Below are 20,771 nucleotides of genomic sequence, written 5' to 3' on the forward strand. Positions count from 1 at the left end.
ATGAAGGTAATCATTGACGGTTTGACATGTGAAGCAGAATCAGGAGAGTATCTTCTTCAGATTGCAAAAAGAAATCATATTAACATTCCAACCCTCTGTCATGAAGAGGCGCTGGCTGGTCTTGCCACCTGCAGAATTTGTATTGTGGAAGTGATGGATGCAAGACAGAAGGCAGAAGAGAGAGCGTTTGGGCAATTGAACGATGATTGCGGTGAGAAGGACGATCGAAAAAGAAAAATAGTCACTGCCTGCGTTTATCCTGTGGTTGCAGAAATTGAAGTGCTTACCAATTCAGAGAAGCTGAGAGACATGCGAAAAGCCGTATTAACATTGCTGATGGCCAGAGCACCTCAAAGTGATGCCATTGGTATGCTTGCGAAGGAATATGGTGTAGAACAAAATCATCGGTGGAGTTCTAGGGAAGACGAAAAATGCATCCTTTGCGGACTGTGCGTTGCTGCCTGTGATAAAATGGGCACCGGCGCCATTGCAACAGTTAATAGGGGAACCACGAGAACAGTTTCTACACCATTCGAAGAGCCTGCAGAAAGCTGTATTGGATGCTGTTCCTGTGCAAGTGTTTGTCCCAGCGGAGCAATTCCTTTCACGGATCTTCATGGAAAAAGAACCATCTGGAATAAGGAATTTGAGTTGGTTTCCTGTTCTTGGTGTGGTGAAGTGATCGGTACCAAAGAACAGCTGGAGTATGTGGGTAAAAGAAATGGCCCTTCTGCTGATGTGCACGGCGGTGAAATGCTGTGTGAACATTGCAGGGCGGTCAGGGAAGCATCGCGTTTGAAATGGGTGAGTCAACCTGGGAGGACCTTTGCATAGACCGGAACAATATCGGTGAAAAAGCAGAGAAAAAAAGCAAGAAGGCTCCTCCCATTCCTGTAGCCCAATCACGCGCTTAGGCATCATGACATCGGCAGGTCCGTGGATCACTGTCCCCGGACTGACCACGTTGAGACGGTAGTATTGATGTCAAGGGTAAAAGACTGAATGTACAAAAAGCTCAGTAAATAAGCCATTTCTGTGGTTTTGGGATTTTCAAACTGTACTCTCAAAACGTGATTTTACCCGTACATGGGAATCAGTCTATCGGGTCGGATTCCGCTTGACGTTTACATTGCAAATAGCATAGATAATATGACGGGACATTGTCATATTTTCTATGCTATTATTAATAACAACCCGTAAATTTGCATCGATTTTATTCGATTCTATACCAAGGAGGAACAAATGCTATCAGATAAATTTTATGAAGTATTAAAAAACGAGGGTATTGTAACAATTGTAACGTGGGGAAAAGGAGAACCTCATGTTGTAAATGAGTGGAATTCCTATTTAGTGGTTACCGAAGACGAAAGAATACTAATTCCCGCTGGAATAATGCACACAACGGAGAAAAATATAAATGATAACAATAAGATAAAAATGGCTTTAGGAAGTAAAAATGTGAAAGGGCATGATAATTATCAGGGAACCGGGTTTGTTGTAGAAGGAACTGCAAGATTTTTATACTCCGGCGCAGATTTTAATATGATGGAAAAGAAATTTAAATTTTTAACCCGAGTATTAGAAATTACGGTTACGTCAGCTAAGCAAATGTTATAGCAGGCAAAATCGCTATTTCGCTAAATAGAATATGGAAAACTTACAGGAGATATTAAATTATGAAGGATGCCCTCGCCTTTTTGACGGACGCCGGTCTGGTCGGCCGGTTAACCATGTCCCAACAAGGGCGTTGGCCGGTTTTTTGTCCAAACTTGAGAAGCAGATACAGTCTTAATATGCCCGAGTAAGGAATGTTTTTGATTCAAAAGCAGGGCATCCTACGTAAAATCCCGTAGAGTGCCATGCTTATTTTTGCCCTTATTCATCTGCATCCACCGTCATGCCGATTTGTATTCCAAAGTGAATTGATAACATTCTCTATTCTTAACATCACCAAAAAAATAAGACAAAGATCATGTGCTCCACATTAATGCCATGTAACCTGTAAAGGTTCCCTGTCTACTATTCGCCTAAATGTATAGATCGGATATCCAACGAGCAACGCACCTGTGACGCTTTTGTTTTCATGAAGCCGGAGAAGCTGCAGCAAAGGTTTATAGCCCGCTGTAGCACAATATTCGAATAACCCTGACCAGCAAGTACCGAGTCCGAGCGCCGGTGCATAGAGCTGGGCATAGGAAAGCGCAAAATGAGTATTGTCCCGACCGAGCGCGAAGCATTCTTTTTGTGCCGTGGCGATGATCAGACAGGGCGCATCCCTTAGGATTGTGTCCCTGCCATTTTCCCGGTAACCGCGTATGGTATTGACGGTGTTTTTTGACCATGGGGATTTCCCCAAAGCTCCGTGTTTTAAATCCCCCTCTGCCCAATCCGCAATCACAGCTGCGATTGCTTTTATGGTCACAGGATCATCTACAACATGGTAGGAGACTCCCTGTGAATTGCATGCTGTTGGTGCGAAACGGGCAATGTCAAGAAGCTCGCGGACGGTCTCACGCGGCACACGTTTTTTTTGGAAAGAGCGAACAGACCGACGTGACCGGAGAAAGCGGGCTGCCGTATTGGCGTCCGGTATCGGTGTCTCTTCGAGCGAAACTTGCTTTTCAAGTGGAGCCAGCCTGTGATCCAACGCGCCGTTTGGGCAAACCGCTACGCAATGCCCGCAGGCAATACAGAAATCATTGACGGCCTCGGGGCCGTGCTCGCCCATGTCAAGCGTGCCCCGGCAGACCTTTACGCAAAGTCCGCATTGTGTGCATTTGTCCTGATTTACCTGAATCAAATTCTCTGTGGCCATTTTTACGCTCCAGCCAATACAATATTCAAGGCATTGATTTTCCCGTTTTCAACGGTGAAGTGGAAATCCAGCGGAACCGGGCTGCCCTCGAAGCTACCGGAAAGCGTAGCGGTGACAACAGTATCACCGTTTTTCTCTGTACAGCCGGTGATTTCGGTCGTGACTTTAGCGTCCCGGTTTGCCTCCAGAATATGCCCGCTAACAGCTTCGGGGCCATGATATTCCATTCCCTCGTCAGCCAACACGGCATCAGTCGCAAAGCAACCCGCAAGCAGAGCGTCGTCATACACATCGGAGGCATGATAAAAGGCAGCAATCGGTTGAGGCAGCGGCACAGCTCTGCTGTTGGAAGAAAGAACATTGCGTAGGCGTGTGATTTTATCCCCATCCAGCGTAAAATGAAAATCAAGATATAGAGGGTCTGGCAGGCCGGTTTTGTCGTATTCTCCGTCACATTTTGCAGTGACGACTATCTCTAGAGCGTCCTGAACGGCGTTTGTGACTTCCAGTCTCAGATGGTCGCCAAAATAGTCGCGGTCGCTCCATGCTTTGATGGCTGCTTTCCCGCGATATTCTTTACCGGCGTCTATGACGACGGCGTCCTCGGAAAAGGTTGAAAGGAAGGCCACGGGGTCACTGGTATTTGTCGCCTGAAAATGTGTCTCAACCGATTTTGGTAATTGGAATTGATTGTTTGCCATAATTTTTATTCTCCTTTATATTGTGCGGACGATTCCGCCGTCGATTGTATGCTCCGCTCCTACAATGTAGGAAGCGCGGTCGGATACCAAAAAAGCGACAAGTTCAGCCACTTCCTCCGGCCGCGCAGTACGCCCTATGGGAATACCTCCTAAAGAGTCCATCAAAGACTGCCGGGCATCACTATAGTCGCATCCCCGTTCCTGTGCCATCCGCTCGATAAGTCTCTCAGCGGCCTTTGTTTCCGTGAAACCGGGCGCAACGCTGTTCACGCGGATACCCTTGGGTGCGAGCTCCGTCGCCAGAGCTTTACTGTAATTTGTGAGTGCGGCCTTGGCCGCTGAATATGCCATGGTGTTTTCTCCCGGGAATCGGCGTTGAATTGAGGTAACGTGAACAATCACGCCACCACCCTGCTCAAGCATTGAGGGCAACAAACCTCTATCCAATCGGACAGCGGCGAATAAATTGGTCTCGAACGTTCGCTGCCAGTCCGCGTCGGTTTGTTTCAGTACGCCGCCTGTTGGTGTAGAAGAGCCTCCCACGTTGTTGACGAGGATATCTACACCGCCAAAGCGTTTTAGCAGATACTCCACAACTTTTGTAGTGCCTTCAGGCGTGCTAATATCGGCCTGGATAAATAAATCCGAATCTTTTAATTCGTCCGGCGTGTGCCGTGCTGTCGTGATGACTGTTGCTCCGGCACGAGCAAGTCGTTTGACCGTCGCCTCGCCCATCCCGCCCCCAGTACCGCCGGTCACAAGCACACGTTTGCCGTTTAGTTCCTTGGAATCAATTATGATATGGTTGGAATTCTCCATGAAGAAAGCCTCCTTTTTGGGAATTAGGTTGTTTGCATGTTCCAATCATACCAACCATAACCTGACAGTATCGCGTCAAGTTATGATTTATATTTGCCCATTATGTTATTTAATTCATCCCGGAACGCGTCGCGTATCTTTGCGGGAGCCAACACTTCCACATCGGATGCTTGCAGATACCAGGCGTTTATTTTGAAAATGAGTTTCATCGGTTCTACTCTCCTGATCCAAATATGTGGTTTCATTTTTTGATCGAAGAATGATCGAGTTGCCTCGCTCATTTTTACCCTTATTCATCCACATCGACCGTTACGCCAGACTTGAATTCTACGGTGAATTTACCCTCGTAGACGGTGACTTTTTCAATCAGCCGCCGTACAAGTGGCTCGTCGTATTCGGTTAGAGCGGTGGGCTGCTCTCGCAGGAAAGCTTTATATAATTTTATCTTAAAGCAGCAATTATACGATTGACAAGTATCCGATTTCGGATTATAATCAGTATGTTTCCGAAGTCGGAAACATATAATTTAGTCAATGAGCCAATAGAACAGCTTATTGCGAAAGAGGTAAGAGTATGGGACATGACATTCAACAACAATTGAATACTCTCAATCGTCTGTATAAAGAAACAGATGAAATCTATCGCGGCATTGCCGGACGCTTTGGATTAACTGATACGGCATTTTGGATACTATACGCAATCACCCATGCTGACGGGGATTGCACACAAAACGACTTGTGCAATGATTGGTTTTATCCCGTGCAGACTATCAACTCGGCAGTCAGTAAATTGCAGCAGCGAGATCTTGTATATCTCGAAACAATTCCGGGCACGAGAAATCGGAAAAAGATTCTCTTAACGGACACAGGAAGGCAATTCGCCGAACACAGTATTAGCATGATTGATGAAATGGAGAAAGAAGCTTTCTTGATGTTTACCGATGAAGAAAGAGAAACCTATATTTCTATTTATCAAAGATACAACGAAAATATCCGGCGTGAGCGAGATAGAGTGCTATGCACTATAGATAAACTGTTGAAAAAGGAGTGAGGGTGCATGGCCGAGCAATGGATTATCTGTCCTGTTTGTCAGCAGAAAACCAGACTTAAAATCCAAGAAAACACGGAACTGAAGAACTTCCCGCTATTCTGCCCCAAGTGCAAGCAAGAAACGCTTATAGATGTCGAAAAGTTTAATATGACCATTATCAAAGAGCCAGACGCAAAGACGCAGAGCCGATAACACAAGAAATTGTTGTTTCGGCTCTTAATTTTTTACAAATAAAAGTATAGGAGAACTTCAAGTTATGAAATCAACTCAATTCAAAAATGTACTTAAAATCGTAATACCAACGGTTTTTAGCCAATGTGCCATTTTCCTCTTTACCATAGTTGATGGTATTTTTGTAGGTCGCGGCGTTGGAACAGACGCTTTGGGCGCTGTGAATATGGCGCTGCCTTTTATGATGATTATTGCTGCGGCCTATTTGTTGACTACAATCGGCGGCGTCACAATTGTCGCCATCAGAATAGGTCGGAAAGATATTGATGGTGCAAATCAAGTGTTCATGCACGCATTATGCCTGACCGCACTATTATCTGCTATATTTATGATTATCGGCACCGTATTTAATGAGGTGCTTGTATCAGCATTAGGTGCTACCGGCGTTTATCATGATATGGTATCAGAGTATATTTTTTGGTGCAGTATCTTTACCATTCCCTCTGCGATGTCAATTATCTTGCAAGGTTTTGGAAGAAATGATAATGCTGCTGTACTGGTGATGATAGCCACAATCGCCAGTACCGTATGTAATGTCTTTCTCGACTGGCTTTTTGTATTTCCGCTGCAAAGAGGGCTTGCGGGCGCAGCCATAGCAACGGGTATTTCTCAACTCCTATCTTTTGTTATTATTACCATGCACTTTATTCGCAAGCGCGGGGATTTGAGAATAGGCAATTTTAAAGTTGATGGTGTTTTAGTAAAAAAAATTCTGACCCGCGGCTTGCCGGAAATGCTCTCACAACTTACCACCCCTATTATGACAATATGTATGAACGCTGTAGTTTTAAGATATATTGGTAACAATGGAATCAATGCTTATTCCGTTATTAGCTATATCTCATCGTTTACTTTTGCAATCGTCCTTGGTGTTGCAGAAGGTATGCAGCCTTTGTTCGGACAAAGCTATGGTGAACAGAATGAGCAGGATATAAAGTATTACTTTCGTGTAGGCCGTATTATTAGTTTTGTGGGAAGTGCATTGATTTATTTCGTTACCTTTTTTGTCGGAGCAAATATTTGCAGGCTGTTTGGTGCGGATACTGTCGCAACGGAAATGTCGGTAGTAGCAATGCCAAAATACGGTTGGATGTTTCTTTTTGCGGCGCTTAACACCATGATTGCCGCCTATCTCTACTCTACAAAGAGAACAAAAGAAGCAGTTTTGCTAAACATTTTGCGTGGGTTTGTGTTTTTACCTGCCTGTATTTGGGGTGTTTCTATTGCTTCTAATGGTGCGTTGGTATGGTTTACAGTCGGTATTGCAGAAATCCTTTCTCTGATAGCCGGAACCGTTATTGTAAAGCACTCTGAACGAAATGGCTTGACTTTTTGACGCGGATTAGAGGAGGTGTTTTATAATGAGCAGCATCTTATTGTTGGCAGTATTTTCTGGCAGCATATTGCTTTTCAAGTGATGCGTAAGCATCCCAAAATCTTAAATTCTATGATATAATCTAAAAGCAGGACAACGCTGAGGTTATGAAAATGAGTGAGCAAGGAGGCCACTTTTGTAGGAATTATATTGTCTCCGCCAAGGCAGGATTCTGCCTTTCGGAAATCTATTTCACAGCTTCAATACAGGTAAGGCGTATCGTTAAAATTAAATTTTTAATCTGCTTAGCAAAAGTTCAGGAAAATTACAATAAAATTTCTTTGAGCGGCAAGTATTATTGCTTGACAGTGCTGATGATTTATGTTAAATTTACATGGTGTCAAGTAAAAATACTTGCCAAATAAGATGATAAGGCTGATTGCAGATGTTTGATAAGATGATAGAAATTAGTATGCTATATGATTTTTATGGTCAGTTGCTCACTGCAAAGCAGCAGGAAATACTGAAACTTTACCATGAAGATAATTACTCCCTGTCGGAGATTGCAGAAGAGTTTGGCATCAGCAGGCAAGGGGTTCATGACGCAGTGAAAAAAGCTGAAAAAGCGTTGCATGAATATGAAAATAAACTTGGTCTGGTGAAAAAATTCATGGATACAGAAGATGCGATAGCAGCCATTGACTCACAACTCGATGAGTTGATCAAAGAAAACGATGGAAATGAAGGGCTGCGGTCAAAGCTGATGGATCTTAAGTCCATCATCGACCGAATTAATGAATGAGGAAATACTTTTATATTTTTAAAACGATAAAATTCTGCGAATCGGTTCTATAGAGCCGTAGAGAATGTTATAAGGAGAGCCGCATATGGCATTTGAAGGACTATCGGAAAAACTGCAGGGAGTCTTTAAAAAACTAAAGGGCAAAGGAATTCTCTCAGAAGCGGATATCAATGAAGCAATGAGAGAGGTTAAGCTGGCACTGCTGGAAGCTGACGTAAACTTTAAAGTCGTCAAACAGTTCGTTGACAGCGTCAAGGAAAAAGCTCTGGGTCAGGATGTATTGGCCAGTCTGACGCCTGCACAGCAGGTAATCAAAATCGTAAACGACGAGCTGGTTTCCCTTATGGGTGGGACAAACAGCAAGCTGACATATTCGCCAAGAGGATTTACCGTCATTTTAATGGCTGGTCTGCAGGGTACCGGTAAGACCACAACCTGCGGAAAACTTGCAAACTACCTAAAGAAAAATGGAAAAAGACCAATGCTGGCAGCGTGTGATGTATACAGACCCGCAGCCATTGATCAGCTGGAGATTGTAGGAAAAACCGTAGGCGTTCCAGTGTTCACCATGAGGGATTGCAATGAGCCTGAAGTGATCGCAGAAAAAGCCATGAAGGAAGCAGAATACAAAGGCCATGACGTGCTGATCCTGGATACATCGGGCAGACTTCATATCGATGATGAACTGATGGATGAGCTTGTCAGGATCAAGCAAAGAACCAAGCCCCATGAGATTCTTCTTGTAGTAGATGCCATGACCGGTCAGGATGCGGTAAATGCTGCAACTGGGTTTAATGAAAGGCTGGGCATTGACGGGATCATCATGACGAAGCTGGACGGTGATACCCGAGGTGGTGCCGCATTGTCGGCAAAGACCGTTACAGGCAAGCCCATTAAATTTATCGGTATGGGTGAAAAGTTCGACGCACTGGAACCATTCCATCCGGAGCGTATGGCATCCCGAATTCTGGGAATGGGCGATATGATGAGCCTGATTGAAAAGGCTCAGGAAAATTATGACGAAGAGAAAGCGGCTGAACTCGAAAAGAAGATGAAGAAAAACGAGTTCACGCTGGAAGACTTTCTGGATCAGATGGGACAAATCCGAAAGATGGGCGGACTCGCGAAGATTATGGATATGCTCCCGGGTATGGGTGGAAAAGCTATGCAGGAAGTCGATCTGGAAGGCGGAGAAAAAGAGTTTTCTCAGATGGAAGCCATCATTCAGTCCATGACGAAAGCGGAGCGAAAAGATCCGTCTCTCCTCAACGCCAGCAGAAGGAAGCGGATTGCAGCGGGAAGCGGCCAGCCGGTCAGCAAGATCAACAATCTGATCAAACGGTATGAGGAAGCGAGGAAGATGATGAAACAATTTTCCAACGCACCAAAATTCAAAAGAAACCGCATGTTTAAAGGTTTTTAGTTGATTAAATTCAGATAGACTGAGTTTAACATATATTGTAAATCGTTTGTCATGGAGTCAATTCGGAAAATGACAGACAAAAAGAAGGAGGTGGAACATATGGCAGTAAAAATTAGACTGAAGAGAATGGGAGCACACAAGAAGCCTTTTTATAGAGTAGTAGTAGCAGATTCCCGTTCACCAAGAGATGGAAAGTTTATTGAGGAGATAGGTTACTATAATCCTTTGACTGAACCGGCTGATGTTAAAATCGATAGCGAAAAGGCTAAGAAATGGATTTCAAACGGAGCTCAACCTACCGATACTGTAAAGAGTCTTTTCAAAAGATCAGGAATTATAGGATAAGGAAAGCGGTGAAAACTTATGGTAGAACTGGTTGAAGCTATTGCAAAATCACTTGTTGATAATCCTGATGCGGTAGAAGTTAAAGAGGTCGAAGGTAGACAGGCAATTGTTATCGAATTGAAGGTTGCCCCGGATGATATGGGTAAGGTAATCGGCAAGCAAGGGAGAATCGCCAAAGCGCTTCGTACCGTCGTAAAAGCCGCAGCGACCAAAGCAAATAAAAAAGTGGTAGTAGAAATCGTTCAATAAAGATTCTGCAATACTGCGTTCGTGGCACATATATCGGATATATGTGCCCGTATTTTTTGATGTCGCAGGAAAAACTGGAAGGCAAGGAGCGAGGCGGGCCTGCACCAAAGGACGCTGGTTTTCTGGGGGAAGTGGCGAAGCCACTGTTTTGATGAAGAGGAACTATGGAAAAGATTAAAATTGGACAAGTTGTGAACGTGGTCGGACTAAAAGGGGAACTAAAGGTGTACCACTATTCCGACTATAAAGAGCGTTTCGAAGAACTGTCTGAGATCTATCTGGATCAAAAACTGGTTAAGATAGAAGGCGTTCGCTATATGAAGGATATGGTGATCCTGAAACTTGCCGGCATTGGTGATCGGACAGAAGCAGAAAAGCATAAGGGTAAGGATCTTTTGATTGAGAAAAAAGATGTGAGGGTGCTTCCGGAAGATACTTATTATATTTATGATCTCATTGGTCTTGCGGTGCAGGATGAAAGCGGAGCATCTTTGGGGTCCCTTTGTGACGTGATTCAGAACAGTTCACAGGATCTTTACGAAATAAAAAAAGAAGATGGCAATAAATTCATGATCCCGGCTGTGGAAGAATTTATTTTGAAGATCGATATGGAAAATAGAGTGATGACCGTCAGATTAATCGAAGGTCTGCTGGAGCTTTAGGGAAGCTGTGACTTCATTCAATCAGCGCTTCCTTAGAAGGATATGAAGAGAATATGAAAATTGATGTTTTAACATTATTTCCGGAGATGTTTCGGCCGGTTACGGAAGAAAGTATCCTAGGAAGAGCTAAAGAAAATGGAATCTTGGATGTCCGGCTGACAAATATCAGAGACTTCAGTCAGAGCAAGCATAAAAAGGCTGATGATTACCCCTTTGGGGGCGGTGCTGGTATGGTGATGCTTGCGGATCCGATTTTTCGGGCACTGGAGCATGTGGAAGCTAAAGAAAAGAAAATCCTTTACATGTCGCCTAGAGGAAGACTGCTGGACAAAGAACTTGTTGGTGAACTGTCCCAGCGTTCGGAGCTGGTAATTTTATGCGGCCATTATGAGGGAATCGATCAAAGAATTATCGATCATTGGGAGATGGAAGAGGTTTCCGTGGGAGATTATATCCTAACAGGAGGGGAGCTGCCCGCTATGATCGTCATCGATGCGGTAGCTCGGATGATCCCTGAGGTCCTTGGAAGCAGCAATGCGCACTATGAGGAATCCATCTATTCGGGCCTTTTGGAATATCCACAGTACACAAAACCAAGAGAATATGCAGGCATGGAAGTTCCCGAGGTGCTTGTTTCCGGAAATCATAAGCTGATTCACCTCTGGCAGTTTGAAAAGTCTCTGGAACTGACGAGACAGCGTCGTCCAGACCTTTGGGAAGCCTATGTAAGGGCAGAGAAAAATTTAACAAAAGACGAAAAAAAAATCCTGCAGAAAATGCTGGAATCCTCTGACGGATGACAGTTGAATCGGAGGAGATTATAATATATACTTATTGCAGCCAATATAGCAAAATCCATAGATTTTGCCAGCAATCATAAAAGTAAGGATTTGGCGGAGGTTAGGACAAGCTATGAAAACAAAGAACAGACTGATGATACTGTTTTTTTCCACCTTAGTCATCCTTTTTGTAATCATTTACGTATTTCCGAATGTAACCGGTGCGCTCAAAAAAACGGAGATTATTCAGTATGGAAGTATTCAGGTAACAGATCATGTTACCGCATATCTGGTGCGGAATGAAACCGTTTTTTTTGCCAATAAGGCCGGCAGCATCCATTACAATGTCAAAGAAGGGGAAATGGTGCGAAAGGGTGTAAAAATCCTTGATATTACATCAGGAGTACAGGGTGAGGAAGAGAGCCAATATGGGAAGATCACTGATCGTATTTCCAGATTCAACGGCGGCGAAAGTATTTTCAGTGACGATCTAAAGCAGATCAAGGTACAGATCGCAAAGTTGGAAACAAGGCAAAGTGAAGCACTGAGTGAGGGAGAGATCGAGCAGGCAGAACGGTTTGGCCAGCAGATAGAGCGGCTGAATCAGAAACGTGATTACATACAGGCAACGGATTCGGCAGCAAAAGAAGAAATCGTGCAGCACAATCAGACCATTAACAGTACCATGGGCGTTATTCCACAGGATTATATCAGCAGAACCAGCGGTGTAATCAGTTATTATGTAGATGGTTATGAATCCGAATTCACACCGGAAAACATGGCGCTGCTGAGTCGGGACAAGGTTGAAAGCTTGAATATTGAGGTTCAGAACCTGGCAAGGGAGATTACCCAGCCAAAAGAACCGTTATACAAGGTTGTGGATAATAAGTTCTGGTATGCGGTATTCTGGGTAGCTCCGGAAAATATTATGAAGTATGAAAAAGGAAAAACCGCAACCATCAACCTGCCGCTTGGACCGGTAGAAGGCAAAATTTATGACATTGTCGATGCAGGTGATGAATTTTTGGTTATACTTGAATTTAATCGATATTATGAAGAGTTTGCACAGATCAGAAAGATTGAAGCAGATGTTATTACCTCAGATTATAAGGGTTTGACCATAAAAAATGAGAGTATTACTACGAAAGATGGTAGACCGGGTGTCTATGTTAAGGATAAAAGCGGCCAATATGTTTTTAAGCCGGTAAAGATCATTACCAGTGATGGAGAATGGTCTCTTGCAGAGGTCTCCTATTTTTACACCGATAATGGAGCCACAAAGGTGGACACGGTGAATATCTATGATGAGATATTAAAAAATCCAAAATAAGGTGGGTTAATCATGGGAATCAGGGAAAATATCGAAGAAATAAACAAGATCAAAGAAGATACGTCAATCAAGGCCGGAAAAAAGCCAGGAGAGGTTCTTCTGATTGCGGTAACAAAAACAAGATCTTCAGAGGAGATCAACGAAGCCATTGAAGCAGGGATCACAGATATCGGAGAAAATAAGGTTCAGGAGATTCTGGATAAATATGATTCTGTTAAGCCTGTTCGCTGGCATATGATTGGACATTTACAAACAAATAAGGTAAAATATATTATCGATAAGGTATCCTTGATACACTCTGTCGATTCCTTCCGCTTGGCTGAGGAAATCAACAAACGTGCAGAGCAGAGGCAGATTATAATGGATATTCTGGTTCAGGTAAATTCTGCGCAGGAGGAAAGCAAATTTGGAATTACCTCTGCGGAAACGGGAGAACTGATCGAATCAATCCTTGAAAACTGTCCTCATATCAGGATCAGAGGCTTGATGTGTATTGCGCCGTTTGAGGATAATCCTGAGGATGTTAGGATTTACTTCAGGGAGGTTAAAGAGCTCTTTGATAAATATGCGAAGCATTCGCATGCAGGTATCGATTTCCAATATCTCTCTATGGGAATGTCCCATGATTTTGAAGCAGCAATCCATGAGGGATCCAATATGATCCGTGTGGGAACGGCAATCTTCGGGGAACGAAATTATAATAAACAAATATAAATGATATGGAATGTATGTAATGAACAGTGCCAATGATAAATACCAACAGGAGGTAAAAAAATGGGAGATGGTTTTTTTTATAAACTCAAGACATTGATCGGTATCGAAGAAATCGAGGAGGAGGATCAACAGGAAGAGGTTCATACCTCATCAGCGCCCCTTGAGAGAAAGCCGATGGATCCCAGAGGCTCATATATGTCCGCAAGAAGTGATCTGAAAGAGGCTAAGGAAATCAAGGATACAAGAGTCCTGCCGATGCAGAATAAAAGCACGCCTCAAGGCACGGCTCAGTTTAAAATGGTTGTCATCGAACCGAAGAGCTTTGATGAATGCCCGAAACTGGTGGATAATTTGAAGGCCAAGAAACCTGTGATCATCAATTTGGAAAAGGTTGAGACCGATAGTGCAAGAAAGATATTCGACTTCCTGAGCGGAGCTACATATGCCTTGAACGGAAATGTTCAAAAGGTTGCCAACAATATATTTATTTTTGCACCCGAGAATGTGGATGTGACCGCAAATATCGATCACAAAGGCATCGATTTCAGCGGTTCCCCCAAGAATGTTTGGAGATAATGTATGATTTATGTTTTGATTAACGCCATTAACACTTTCTTTCAGATCCTTGTGTATCTGATTATTGGAAGAGCGATTCTCAGCTGGTTTGTAAGAGCTCCATATGGGAATCTATACCGAATTTACGCTGCTATCATGCAGATCACAGAGCCCATGCTGGCTCCGTGCAGAAATTTGCTTGGAAGATTCGGACTGAATACCATGATTGACTTTTCACCGATTCTGGCGATTATTGGGCTGACCGCAATCAACAATCTGGTAATCCGTCTCCTAATTATGATATTTTAAACTGGATTACCCTCCACATCCTTGTCATTGGAGGGTACAGAGAGGTAAATAAATGATTACTCCTTTAGATATCCAAAACAAAGAGTTTGCGAAGGCTGTCCGTGGCTACAAAGAAGAGGACGTGGACAGTTTTCTCGATCTGCTTACCCTTGATCTGGAGAAGCTGCTGGAAGAAAATCGCAGACTGAAGGATCAAGCCAAAAGCCTGAATGCGGAAGTGGAACGTTACCGCAATTCGGAGGGCGCAGTTCTGGAAACCCTTGAAGCGGCAAAAGCACTGATGGGTGATATCTCTGCAAGCGCTGAAAAACGAGCCGAAATACTGCTGAAAAATGCCGAACTGGATGCAGAACTCATTCAACGAGAAGCAAAAGAGTCCGTGGAGCGATTGAATGAGGAGATGATTTCTACAAGAAATCGCCTAAATATATTCAGAACGAGATACCGGAGCCTATTAGAGTCGGAGCTGGAGAAGTTTGATAATCTTAGTGCCGAGCTTTTTGCTGATAAAGTAATAGAGGAACTAAAACCTTATACAGAAGAGCGGCCGGTATCGATAGAAAAGCGCTCCTTTGGCAAAGAGACCATTACAAATTTGAGAAAGGGAGAAGGGGTTTAACGATTCCCCTCATAATAAATGTACTTTATCATAATCGCATTCATTCTAATTGCTGACCAAGGGATCAAATATCTAATCCGGGCTGCAATGGAATTGAATCAGTCAATTCCACTGATTGACGGTATCTTCCATATCACATACATTCACAATTATGGAGCGGCATTCAGTATCCTGCAGAATAAGACAGTATTTCTCATCGCGGTACAAGTGATCGTAATCAGCGGAATATTGGTTTATTTAGTCAAAAAGAGAAAAACAGAACATCCGATGCTGCTTCTGAGTCTGGCAATGATCGTTGCGGGGGGCCTTGGAAATCTCATTGACAGAGCGGCGAATGGATATGTTGTAGACTTTTTGGACCTGAGATTCTGGCCGATCTTTAATATTGCGGATATTTCCGTCTGTGTGGGCTGCGGGCTGATGGTTTTGTATGTTCTCATTATTGAACCAAAACGAAGCAGGAGTAAGATTTAATGGAACAAGAAAGCAGCTTATTTCAATTTATTATAGAAGAGGATTTTAAAGGGACCAGGCTTGATTTGGTCCTTTCGCTTCTTATTGAGGAAACATCAAGAAGTCACCTGCAAAAACTCATTGAGCAGGGAAAAGTCACCGTCAACGGGGCGGTGAATAATTTGAAAAAATACAAGGTAAATACCGGTGATCTGGTTACCGTGTCAGTGCCGGAACCGGTTCTTCTGGATGTAGCGGCCGAAGATATTCCCATCAATATTGTTTATGAAGACGAGGATGTTCTTGTGATCAACAAGCCAAAGGGTATAGTCGTTCATCCTGCAGCGGGGAATTACAATGGAACGCTGGTGAATGCAATTTTGTATCACTGCAAAAGTCTGTCTTCAATCAACGGAGTCATTCGTCCGGGGATTGTTCATCGCATCGATAAAGATACGAGCGGACTTCTCATGGTCGCAAAGAATGACGTCGCTCATAGAAGCTTAGCTGAGCAATTGGCAGCACACTCCATTACAAGGGCATATCGAGCAGTGGTATACCATAATTTTCAGGAGGATGAGGGGACTGTGGATGCACCTATCGGAAGAGATCCAAACAATCGGCTGCGAATGGCGGTGAACCGCATGAACGGCAAGGAAGCGGTTACTCATTTCAAGGTACTGGAGCGATTTGGATCCTTCACCCATCTGGAAGCGAGACTGGAGACAGGAAGAACCCATCAGATCAGAGTGCATATGGCATATATCAATCATCCACTGCTGGGGGATGCAGTTTACGGGCCCAAAAAGCATGTTATGGGTGTTGAATCCCAAATGCTCCATGCAAAACTACTGGGATTTCGTCATCCCAGAACCGGAGTGTATATGGAGTTTGATAGTCAGCTGCCTGATGAATTCAAACGTATTTTAAGCAAGCTAGGAGGGACATCCTATGAGTAAAGTTACCTTCAAACCCGGAACTATGGTAAATCCTGTTCCTGTTGTCATGGTAACCTGCGGAGATATGGAAGCAGAATCTAATATTATAACCATCGCTTGGACCGGAATCGTAAATTCGGAGCCGCCAATGACCTATATCTCTGTAAGAAAATCGAGACATTCCCATGCAATGATTGAAGGCTCAGGAGAATTCGTTATCAATCTGACCACCGAGAAACTGGCTTTTCAGACCGACTACTGCGGCGTGAAATCCGGACGCGATGTCAATAAATTTCAAGAGCAGAAGCTTACCCCTGTTCCGGGACAGCATGTAAAATGCCCAATGATAGAGGAAGCGCCTGTCAATCTGGAATGCAGGGTGAGAGAAGTGCATCAATATCCGTCCCACGATATGTTTGTCGCGGATATTTTAGCAGTTCATGCGGACGAGAGCTTGTTCCATGAGAACGGAAAACTAGAGCTGGAGCGTGCTGGCTTGCTCTGCTACAGCCATGGTGAATATTTCGGACTTCAAAAGCATCCTCTTGGAAAATTTGGCTATTCCATTATGAAACCAAAGACGAAAAAAAGGATCGCGGCAGAAGAGCGAATAAACAAGCAAAAAAAATGGTCAAATAAAAAAGGCTGATACCGTCGAGATCAGCCTTTTAGCGGCAGGTTCCCCTTCTGAGAAAAACGAGTAAACGATTTGGATTTGAGAGAGAGGGAATATCGTATTAAAGAGTTCTAACGTATTGTAGACAACTGGTGCAGACATATCCGTTTTTGAAACCGGTGATATCTTCCAGCCCGCCGCATAATCCGCAGCGTAATTCTCCTATCCTGGTAAATTGATATCTTTTTGTTTTGCTGTTTTTAATCTTCATACTAACCTACTTTCTTCCTGATTTAAAAGGAGAATTCGTCTCAGCTTTGAGAGGGAACCTGCCGCGTTCTTATAGGAGCAATTTCATTTTATGGCGGGGCCAAAAAGAAAGCAATAGCATACTAATTTAATGTAATAAGTAGTGCACGAAATGTAATAATTTATCATATTATGTAATATATTGTCCAAAATTGGGAGGTTGTTTCAATGTACAGTACATTTCTATTGCATAACGGTAAAATTCAGCTTATGGGGTATGCTTGGAACGTGGATCAACCCAAAGCGATTGCCTGCCTGATTCATGGAATCGGCGAACATGCCGGAAGGTATGACCGAATTGGAGAAGCCCTTCAGGAATCCGAAATCGGTCTCATTGCTGTGGATCTGAGGGGACACGGGCTGTCGGCAGGTAAGAGGGGACATACAGCGCCAAGAGCGGAAATTCTTCGCGATATTGACTTATTGATCGAATATACGAGAAAGATCCATCCAGATGTACCCATTGTTCTTTATGGCCATAGCATGGGAGGAAACCTTGCATTGGATTACCGGAACAGGGGGAAATACCGTTCTTTGCTAGAGGGCTATGTGATTACTTCCCCCTGGCTGATTTTGATGCGAAAGATCCCATTTTACCTCTATCAGTTTTCTAAGCTCATGGCGGTGTTCAAGCCGGATTTTACGATGAATTCTAAAATAAAATCCGAAGAGTTGGGTAATTCCGGTATTATCGCAAAGCAGGAGAATAAGCATCTCATTCACGGTAAGATTACGGTCAGAACTGCCCTAGATGGATTTGACACAGCAGACAGACTGCTTCGGGAACGGGTTGGGGGAGATGATGGTGCTGCTTTGAAACCATTTCTTCTAATGCAGGGCGATGCAGATCAAATCTGCGATCCTGAGGGAAGCAGGCGACTGGCACGATTGGAGGCAGAGCGCTGCACCTATATTGAATGGCCGGATTTATACCATGAAATACATAGCGGAGGCGCTGAATCAGACGGTGCTGAAGTAATAGAAACCATTGCTCAATGGATTATAAAAATTTCGATTCATACCATGGAATAGTTTCCATGGTATTTTTTGTGATTTTATTGTATGACTTGAAATTATAAATCGATCAGTGAATAATATATATAGAAACGGGAATATAAAATTTATTCAAATCCGTGAAACCCATCTTGAACACTTTCTAAAAACAGGAGTGTTCCGCAGACCCCTTTCAGACGCCCTGATTATTAATTCATCATGAAAGGAGATTTATATGTTTATGAACAAAGAGAACAGCCCGATCTGTAAAATCAAGTCCGATCAAAAACAAATAAAGATTCCTGTAGATGGTCAATTGAGTAAAAAAGGAACAATTGTCAAGAAAACAAGTACTGCCGGTGAAATCGACTATTCGATTGCAAACCTTGTAGATGGTATTAACAAAGCTGGGTTTAAGTCTGTTTATTCCTGTTCTGGGCTAAAAAAAGATCACCCTAACTGTGAAATAAAGCCAGGGGGTGGATATATTAGTTTTTTGATTCAGGATAATGATCTGGATGCCATCACATGGATTAAAAACGCTGCTCATCGTTTTAGCTTATCAGTGGAACACACATATATCAATAACAAGCCTGCTTTGGTCGTCAGAATCGATAAAGATAAGGAAGGGAATTCCTTGACGGATCGAATCAGGATCGCCAATGAGTCAGGGGATCATGCCAGTGGAGACTTCAAAAACCGCCCTTATGGTGCCTTCACAAAGGATCTTGAGGATATTATCCAGCGCTGTGGAGGTTTGATTTACGATACCGACGAAAAAATTGAAGCAGCCTGGAGGAAGTTCTGCTCAATGCTGCTGCCGGGTATCAGTATTAAAAATGCAGGCTGAACCTAGAACGATTTCTTTCTATTTCATATGAAATCTATTTTTTAATGGAACGAAGTTCTAATTGGAAACAGTAAAAAAAGAGGCTGCCGGAACTACGGCAGCCTTGGATTTACATAAACTGTTCTGTTATCTGTGAAGATCACCATCCCTGGTTTTGCTCCGTTTGGCTTTTTTACATGGCGGACCTGCGTATAATCTACCGGAACATTTTCGGAATCTCTCCCTTTACTATGGTATGCTGCAATAGCTGCAGCTTCGAAAATTGCTGTTTCCGTCAAACCCTTTCCTTCAGAGAACAGGATTACATGAGAACCGGGGATGTCCTTTGTGTGGAACCAGACATCTTTGGGCGAAGCTGTCTTAAAGGTAAGGCTGTCATTCTCCTTGTTGTTTCTTCCGACGAGAATGCGAAAACCGTCGCTGGTGGAATACTGGTGAGGAGCAGGCTTACTCTTTCCCGGTTTGAAGTTATTTTTCCTTCTTTTTAGATAACCGCCTTCCACCAGTTCCTGACGAAGCTCTTCGATTTCTTCCACTGTAGAAGCCTTTTCGATATAAGATGATACGGATTCAAGATAAGCAATGTCTCCGTTGGTCTCTTCCAGCTGTATCTTTTTTTCCGTAATTGCCGTCTTTGCCTTAGCGTACTTTTTATAATATCTCTGTGCATTCTGGATTGGAGAAAATCTGGGATCCAGATCAATAGAGACGGTGGTGTTGTCATAATAGTTCGGTACCTCAGCTTTAGAAGCGCCTTGTTTGACGAGGTGAAGGCTGGCAGTCAGAAGTTCTCCATACAGCCGAAGCCCGTCGGAGTTTTCTGCTTTCAGCAGATCCTCGGATAGTCTTTGCTTTTTTAGATAGAGCTTATCAAGGCTGCTGCTCACCGCACGATCCAGGTCGGAAGCTTTTTGCCTGATTCTATTCGAAGAACTTTTGTTTGTGTAGAAATACGAAATTGCCTCACTGATGTTTTGAAAGGCGATTTCCTGATAATAATCAGAGATAGACAGAAGAGAAAATAGATGGAAATCAAAAGGCGTTCCGCTTTCTGTTAGATACACCTTCGGCTCAGGCTTGCCGCTGCCAATCTGTGCTGTCATATGAGATAAAATTTGGAATATGGACGCTCCTGTCATTCCTGCTTCAAAGATGATTTCATCTGCAATCAGGGGACTAACGCCTTGAATTCCCGACATCAGCGCCTTTGCTTCATTCCCTGCCGCATGTTCCAAGATAGTATCAATCTGCGCTTCGGTAATCCCATAATAAGGGATCTTTCCCTGTGCAGGGGGATAGATGTACTGCTGTCCCGGTAAAAGCTGACGGTATCGGTTCACATCGATAGAGACTCTTTTGATGCTGTCAATGATCTTGTTCGAAGCGATATCTATGAGAATAATATTGCTGTGCTTGCCCATGATTTCAACAATCAGTTTTTTGTTCACGGAAAAGCCGAGCTCATTGATGGTATCGATGAAGAACTCCACGATTCGTTCTGAATCCCTTTGATGAACAGCTGTAATCCTGCCGCCCTGAATATGCTTTCGCAGCAGCATGCAAAAACCCATAGGGTTCAACGGATTTGCAGAAGTTTCGGATATCAGATGAAGCCTTGCGTGGCTGCTGTTCGACGAGATATATAATTTTTGATTTTCCTTACCGGAATGGATGTTTAATATGATTTCATCCGCTTCGGGCTGATAGATCTTCTCGATCTTTCCTCCTGTCAGACAGCCTTGAAGCTGGCTGACCACAGCACCGGTGACCATGCCGTCAAAACTCATTGTATCGTCTCCTTTAATGTTGTATAATAACTGGGGAAACGCGGATTAACCGTGCTTCCTTAGGGTTTACCGAATAAAGAAAAAAAAGTGATCCAATCACCATTTCC

General features: G+C 43.5%; 26 protein-coding genes and 1 pseudogene. 22 read left to right on the forward strand and 5 right to left on the reverse strand.

What is annotated here, in order from left to right:
- The 3 genes and pseudogenes from FRZ06_03740 to FRZ06_03750 all read left to right on the forward strand — a co-directional run bounded on the left by FRZ06_03740 (nt 1) and on the right by FRZ06_03750 (nt 1,754).
- On the forward strand, nt 1–834 hold the full coding sequence (locus FRZ06_03740; protein QOX62518.1) for an NADH-quinone oxidoreductase subunit E/F: 834 nt from the start codon (nt 1–3) through the stop codon (nt 832–834).
- 408 nt (nt 835–1,242) lie between these two features.
- Complete coding sequence (locus FRZ06_03745; GenBank protein ID QOX62519.1) at nt 1,243–1,617, forward strand: pyridoxamine 5'-phosphate oxidase family protein; 375 nt, start codon at nt 1,243–1,245, stop codon at nt 1,615–1,617.
- Between the two features lie 50 nt (nt 1,618–1,667).
- Nucleotides 1,668–1,754: pseudogene (locus FRZ06_03750) on the forward strand (MazG-like protein).
- Nucleotides 1,755–1,984: 230 nt separating this feature from the next.
- Here the strand turns inward: FRZ06_03750 and FRZ06_03755 are convergent.
- The 4 genes from FRZ06_03755 to FRZ06_03770 form a co-directional block, all read right to left on the reverse strand.
- Nucleotides 1,985–2,815: a 4Fe-4S dicluster domain-containing protein gene (locus FRZ06_03755; GenBank protein ID QOX62520.1), complete on the reverse strand. Its 831-nt coding sequence runs from the start codon at nt 2,813–2,815 to the stop codon at nt 1,985–1,987.
- Nucleotides 2,816–2,817: 2 nt separating this feature from the next.
- Complete coding sequence (locus tag FRZ06_03760; protein ID QOX65818.1) at nt 2,818–3,192, reverse strand: nuclear transport factor 2 family protein; 375 nt, start codon at nt 3,190–3,192, stop codon at nt 2,818–2,820.
- A 339-nt stretch (nt 3,193–3,531) separates the two neighbouring features.
- Entirely contained in the window at nt 3,532–4,335 is an 804-nt protein-coding gene (locus FRZ06_03765; GenBank protein QOX62521.1) for an SDR family oxidoreductase, read from the reverse strand.
- A 289-nt stretch (nt 4,336–4,624) separates the two neighbouring features.
- Complete coding sequence (locus tag FRZ06_03770) at nt 4,625–4,780, reverse strand: integrase (GenBank protein ID QOX65819.1); 156 nt, start codon at nt 4,778–4,780, stop codon at nt 4,625–4,627.
- A gap of 128 nt (nt 4,781–4,908) precedes the next feature.
- Between FRZ06_03770 and FRZ06_03775 the strand changes: the two genes are divergently transcribed.
- The 19 genes from FRZ06_03775 (at nt 4,909) to FRZ06_03865 (ending at nt 18,877) form a co-directional block, all read left to right on the forward strand.
- A complete protein-coding gene (locus tag FRZ06_03775) occupies nt 4,909–5,385 on the forward strand; it encodes a winged helix-turn-helix transcriptional regulator (GenBank protein ID QOX62522.1) in 477 nt (158 codons plus the stop codon).
- 6 nt (nt 5,386–5,391) lie between these two features.
- Nucleotides 5,392–5,577 carry a conjugal transfer protein gene (locus tag FRZ06_03780; protein QOX62523.1) on the forward strand — a complete coding sequence of 62 codons (186 nt, stop codon included), beginning with the start codon at nt 5,392–5,394 and terminating at the stop codon, nt 5,575–5,577.
- A gap of 64 nt (nt 5,578–5,641) precedes the next feature.
- On the forward strand, nt 5,642–6,952 hold the full coding sequence (locus FRZ06_03785; GenBank protein QOX62524.1) for an MATE family efflux transporter: 1,311 nt from the start codon (nt 5,642–5,644) through the stop codon (nt 6,950–6,952).
- Nucleotides 6,953–7,376: 424 nt separating this feature from the next.
- Nucleotides 7,377–7,733, forward strand: a complete 357-nt coding sequence (locus tag FRZ06_03790; GenBank protein QOX62525.1) for a YlxM family DNA-binding protein — start codon at nt 7,377–7,379, stop codon at nt 7,731–7,733.
- Between the two features lie 85 nt (nt 7,734–7,818).
- The gene (locus FRZ06_03795; protein QOX62526.1) at nt 7,819–9,156 is read left to right on the forward strand and encodes a signal recognition particle protein; all 1,338 of its coding nucleotides are present in this window, start codon (nt 7,819–7,821) and stop codon (nt 9,154–9,156) included.
- Between the two features lie 99 nt (nt 9,157–9,255).
- Entirely contained in the window at nt 9,256–9,501 is a 246-nt protein-coding gene (rpsP, locus tag FRZ06_03800; protein ID QOX62527.1) for a 30S ribosomal protein S16, read from the forward strand.
- 18 nt (nt 9,502–9,519) lie between these two features.
- Nucleotides 9,520–9,750 (forward strand): KH domain-containing protein, encoded by a 231-nt coding sequence (locus FRZ06_03805; protein QOX62528.1) that lies wholly within the window; start codon nt 9,520–9,522, stop codon nt 9,748–9,750.
- Between the two features lie 164 nt (nt 9,751–9,914).
- Nucleotides 9,915–10,412 carry a 16S rRNA processing protein RimM gene (gene rimM / locus FRZ06_03810; GenBank protein ID QOX62529.1) on the forward strand — a complete coding sequence of 166 codons (498 nt, stop codon included), beginning with the start codon at nt 9,915–9,917 and terminating at the stop codon, nt 10,410–10,412.
- A gap of 53 nt (nt 10,413–10,465) precedes the next feature.
- Nucleotides 10,466–11,212: a tRNA (guanosine(37)-N1)-methyltransferase TrmD gene (gene trmD, locus FRZ06_03815; protein ID QOX62530.1), complete on the forward strand. Its 747-nt coding sequence runs from the start codon at nt 10,466–10,468 to the stop codon at nt 11,210–11,212.
- Between the two features lie 112 nt (nt 11,213–11,324).
- A complete protein-coding gene (locus tag FRZ06_03820; protein QOX62531.1) occupies nt 11,325–12,521 on the forward strand; it encodes a hypothetical protein in 1,197 nt (398 codons plus the stop codon).
- A gap of 12 nt (nt 12,522–12,533) precedes the next feature.
- On the forward strand, nt 12,534–13,235 hold the full coding sequence (locus FRZ06_03825) for a YggS family pyridoxal phosphate-dependent enzyme (GenBank protein ID QOX62532.1): 702 nt from the start codon (nt 12,534–12,536) through the stop codon (nt 13,233–13,235).
- A gap of 174 nt (nt 13,236–13,409) precedes the next feature.
- On the forward strand, nt 13,410–13,811 hold the full coding sequence (locus FRZ06_03830) for a cell division protein SepF (protein ID QOX65820.1): 402 nt from the start codon (nt 13,410–13,412) through the stop codon (nt 13,809–13,811).
- A 3-nt stretch (nt 13,812–13,814) separates the two neighbouring features.
- Entirely contained in the window at nt 13,815–14,099 is a 285-nt protein-coding gene (locus FRZ06_03835; GenBank protein QOX62533.1) for a YggT family protein, read from the forward strand.
- A gap of 52 nt (nt 14,100–14,151) precedes the next feature.
- Nucleotides 14,152–14,718 (forward strand): DivIVA domain-containing protein, encoded by a 567-nt coding sequence (locus FRZ06_03840; protein QOX62534.1) that lies wholly within the window; start codon nt 14,152–14,154, stop codon nt 14,716–14,718.
- Between the two features lie 18 nt (nt 14,719–14,736).
- Nucleotides 14,737–15,192 (forward strand): signal peptidase II, encoded by a 456-nt coding sequence (gene lspA / locus FRZ06_03845; protein ID QOX62535.1) that lies wholly within the window; start codon nt 14,737–14,739, stop codon nt 15,190–15,192.
- Nucleotides 15,192–16,130 carry an RluA family pseudouridine synthase gene (locus tag FRZ06_03850; GenBank protein ID QOX62536.1) on the forward strand — a complete coding sequence of 313 codons (939 nt, stop codon included), beginning with the start codon at nt 15,192–15,194 and terminating at the stop codon, nt 16,128–16,130. Before lspA ends, FRZ06_03850 begins: the two co-directional genes overlap by 1 nt.
- Nucleotides 16,123–16,758 (forward strand): flavin reductase family protein, encoded by a 636-nt coding sequence (locus FRZ06_03855; protein QOX62537.1) that lies wholly within the window; start codon nt 16,123–16,125, stop codon nt 16,756–16,758. The genes FRZ06_03850 and FRZ06_03855 overlap by 8 nt, the downstream gene beginning before the upstream one ends.
- Before the next feature lie 444 nt (nt 16,759–17,202).
- A complete protein-coding gene (locus FRZ06_03860; protein ID QOX62538.1) occupies nt 17,203–18,066 on the forward strand; it encodes a lysophospholipase in 864 nt (287 codons plus the stop codon).
- Between the two features lie 196 nt (nt 18,067–18,262).
- A complete protein-coding gene (locus tag FRZ06_03865; protein QOX62539.1) occupies nt 18,263–18,877 on the forward strand; it encodes a hypothetical protein in 615 nt (204 codons plus the stop codon).
- Between the two features lie 92 nt (nt 18,878–18,969).
- On the opposite strand, the gene FRZ06_03870 is transcribed toward FRZ06_03865, so the two are convergent.
- Nucleotides 18,970–20,664 (reverse strand): fibronectin/fibrinogen-binding protein, encoded by a 1,695-nt coding sequence (locus tag FRZ06_03870; protein ID QOX62540.1) that lies wholly within the window; start codon nt 20,662–20,664, stop codon nt 18,970–18,972.
- Between the last annotated feature and the right edge of the window lie 107 nt (nt 20,665–20,771).

The organism is Clostridiales bacterium (assembly GCA_015243575.1).
Lineage (GTDB): Bacteria > Bacillota > Clostridia > Peptostreptococcales > Anaerovoracaceae > Anoxybacterium > Anoxybacterium hadale.

What these genes read in the sequence shown, in the direction of transcription:
- FRZ06_03765 (QOX62521.1), bottom strand. Translation starts at nt 4,335, where the DNA reads ATGGAGAATTCCAACCATATCATAATTGATTCCAAGGAACTAAACGGC.
- FRZ06_03775 (QOX62522.1), top strand. Translation starts at nt 4,909, where the DNA reads ATGGGACATGACATTCAACAACAATTGAATACTCTCAATCGTCTGTAT.
- FRZ06_03820 (QOX62531.1), top strand. Translation starts at nt 11,325, where the DNA reads ATGAAAACAAAGAACAGACTGATGATACTGTTTTTTTCCACCTTAGTC.
- FRZ06_03740 (QOX62518.1), top strand. Translation starts at nt 1, where the DNA reads ATGAAGGTAATCATTGACGGTTTGACATGTGAAGCAGAATCAGGAGAG.
- FRZ06_03870 (QOX62540.1), bottom strand. Translation starts at nt 20,664, where the DNA reads ATGAGTTTTGACGGCATGGTCACCGGTGCTGTGGTCAGCCAGCTTCAA.
- FRZ06_03785 (QOX62524.1), top strand. Translation starts at nt 5,642, where the DNA reads ATGAAATCAACTCAATTCAAAAATGTACTTAAAATCGTAATACCAACG.
- FRZ06_03850 (QOX62536.1), top strand. Translation starts at nt 15,192, where the DNA reads ATGGAACAAGAAAGCAGCTTATTTCAATTTATTATAGAAGAGGATTTT.
- FRZ06_03860 (QOX62538.1), top strand. Translation starts at nt 17,203, where the DNA reads ATGTACAGTACATTTCTATTGCATAACGGTAAAATTCAGCTTATGGGG.
- FRZ06_03745 (QOX62519.1), top strand. Translation starts at nt 1,243, where the DNA reads ATGCTATCAGATAAATTTTATGAAGTATTAAAAAACGAGGGTATTGTA.
- trmD (QOX62530.1), top strand. Translation starts at nt 10,466, where the DNA reads ATGAAAATTGATGTTTTAACATTATTTCCGGAGATGTTTCGGCCGGTT.
- FRZ06_03855 (QOX62537.1), top strand. Translation starts at nt 16,123, where the DNA reads ATGAGTAAAGTTACCTTCAAACCCGGAACTATGGTAAATCCTGTTCCT.
- FRZ06_03825 (QOX62532.1), top strand. Translation starts at nt 12,534, where the DNA reads ATGGGAATCAGGGAAAATATCGAAGAAATAAACAAGATCAAAGAAGAT.
- FRZ06_03805 (QOX62528.1), top strand. Translation starts at nt 9,520, where the DNA reads ATGGTAGAACTGGTTGAAGCTATTGCAAAATCACTTGTTGATAATCCT.
- FRZ06_03790 (QOX62525.1), top strand. Translation starts at nt 7,377, where the DNA reads ATGTTTGATAAGATGATAGAAATTAGTATGCTATATGATTTTTATGGT.
- lspA (QOX62535.1), top strand. Translation starts at nt 14,737, where the DNA reads ATGTACTTTATCATAATCGCATTCATTCTAATTGCTGACCAAGGGATC.
- rpsP (QOX62527.1), top strand. Translation starts at nt 9,256, where the DNA reads ATGGCAGTAAAAATTAGACTGAAGAGAATGGGAGCACACAAGAAGCCT.
- FRZ06_03830 (QOX65820.1), top strand. Translation starts at nt 13,410, where the DNA reads ATGGATCCCAGAGGCTCATATATGTCCGCAAGAAGTGATCTGAAAGAG.
- FRZ06_03755 (QOX62520.1), bottom strand. Translation starts at nt 2,815, where the DNA reads ATGGCCACAGAGAATTTGATTCAGGTAAATCAGGACAAATGCACACAA.
- FRZ06_03840 (QOX62534.1), top strand. Translation starts at nt 14,152, where the DNA reads ATGATTACTCCTTTAGATATCCAAAACAAAGAGTTTGCGAAGGCTGTC.
- FRZ06_03865 (QOX62539.1), top strand. Translation starts at nt 18,263, where the DNA reads ATGTTTATGAACAAAGAGAACAGCCCGATCTGTAAAATCAAGTCCGAT.
- FRZ06_03780 (QOX62523.1), top strand. Translation starts at nt 5,392, where the DNA reads ATGGCCGAGCAATGGATTATCTGTCCTGTTTGTCAGCAGAAAACCAGA.
- FRZ06_03795 (QOX62526.1), top strand. Translation starts at nt 7,819, where the DNA reads ATGGCATTTGAAGGACTATCGGAAAAACTGCAGGGAGTCTTTAAAAAA.
- FRZ06_03835 (QOX62533.1), top strand. Translation starts at nt 13,815, where the DNA reads ATGATTTATGTTTTGATTAACGCCATTAACACTTTCTTTCAGATCCTT.
- rimM (QOX62529.1), top strand. Translation starts at nt 9,915, where the DNA reads ATGGAAAAGATTAAAATTGGACAAGTTGTGAACGTGGTCGGACTAAAA.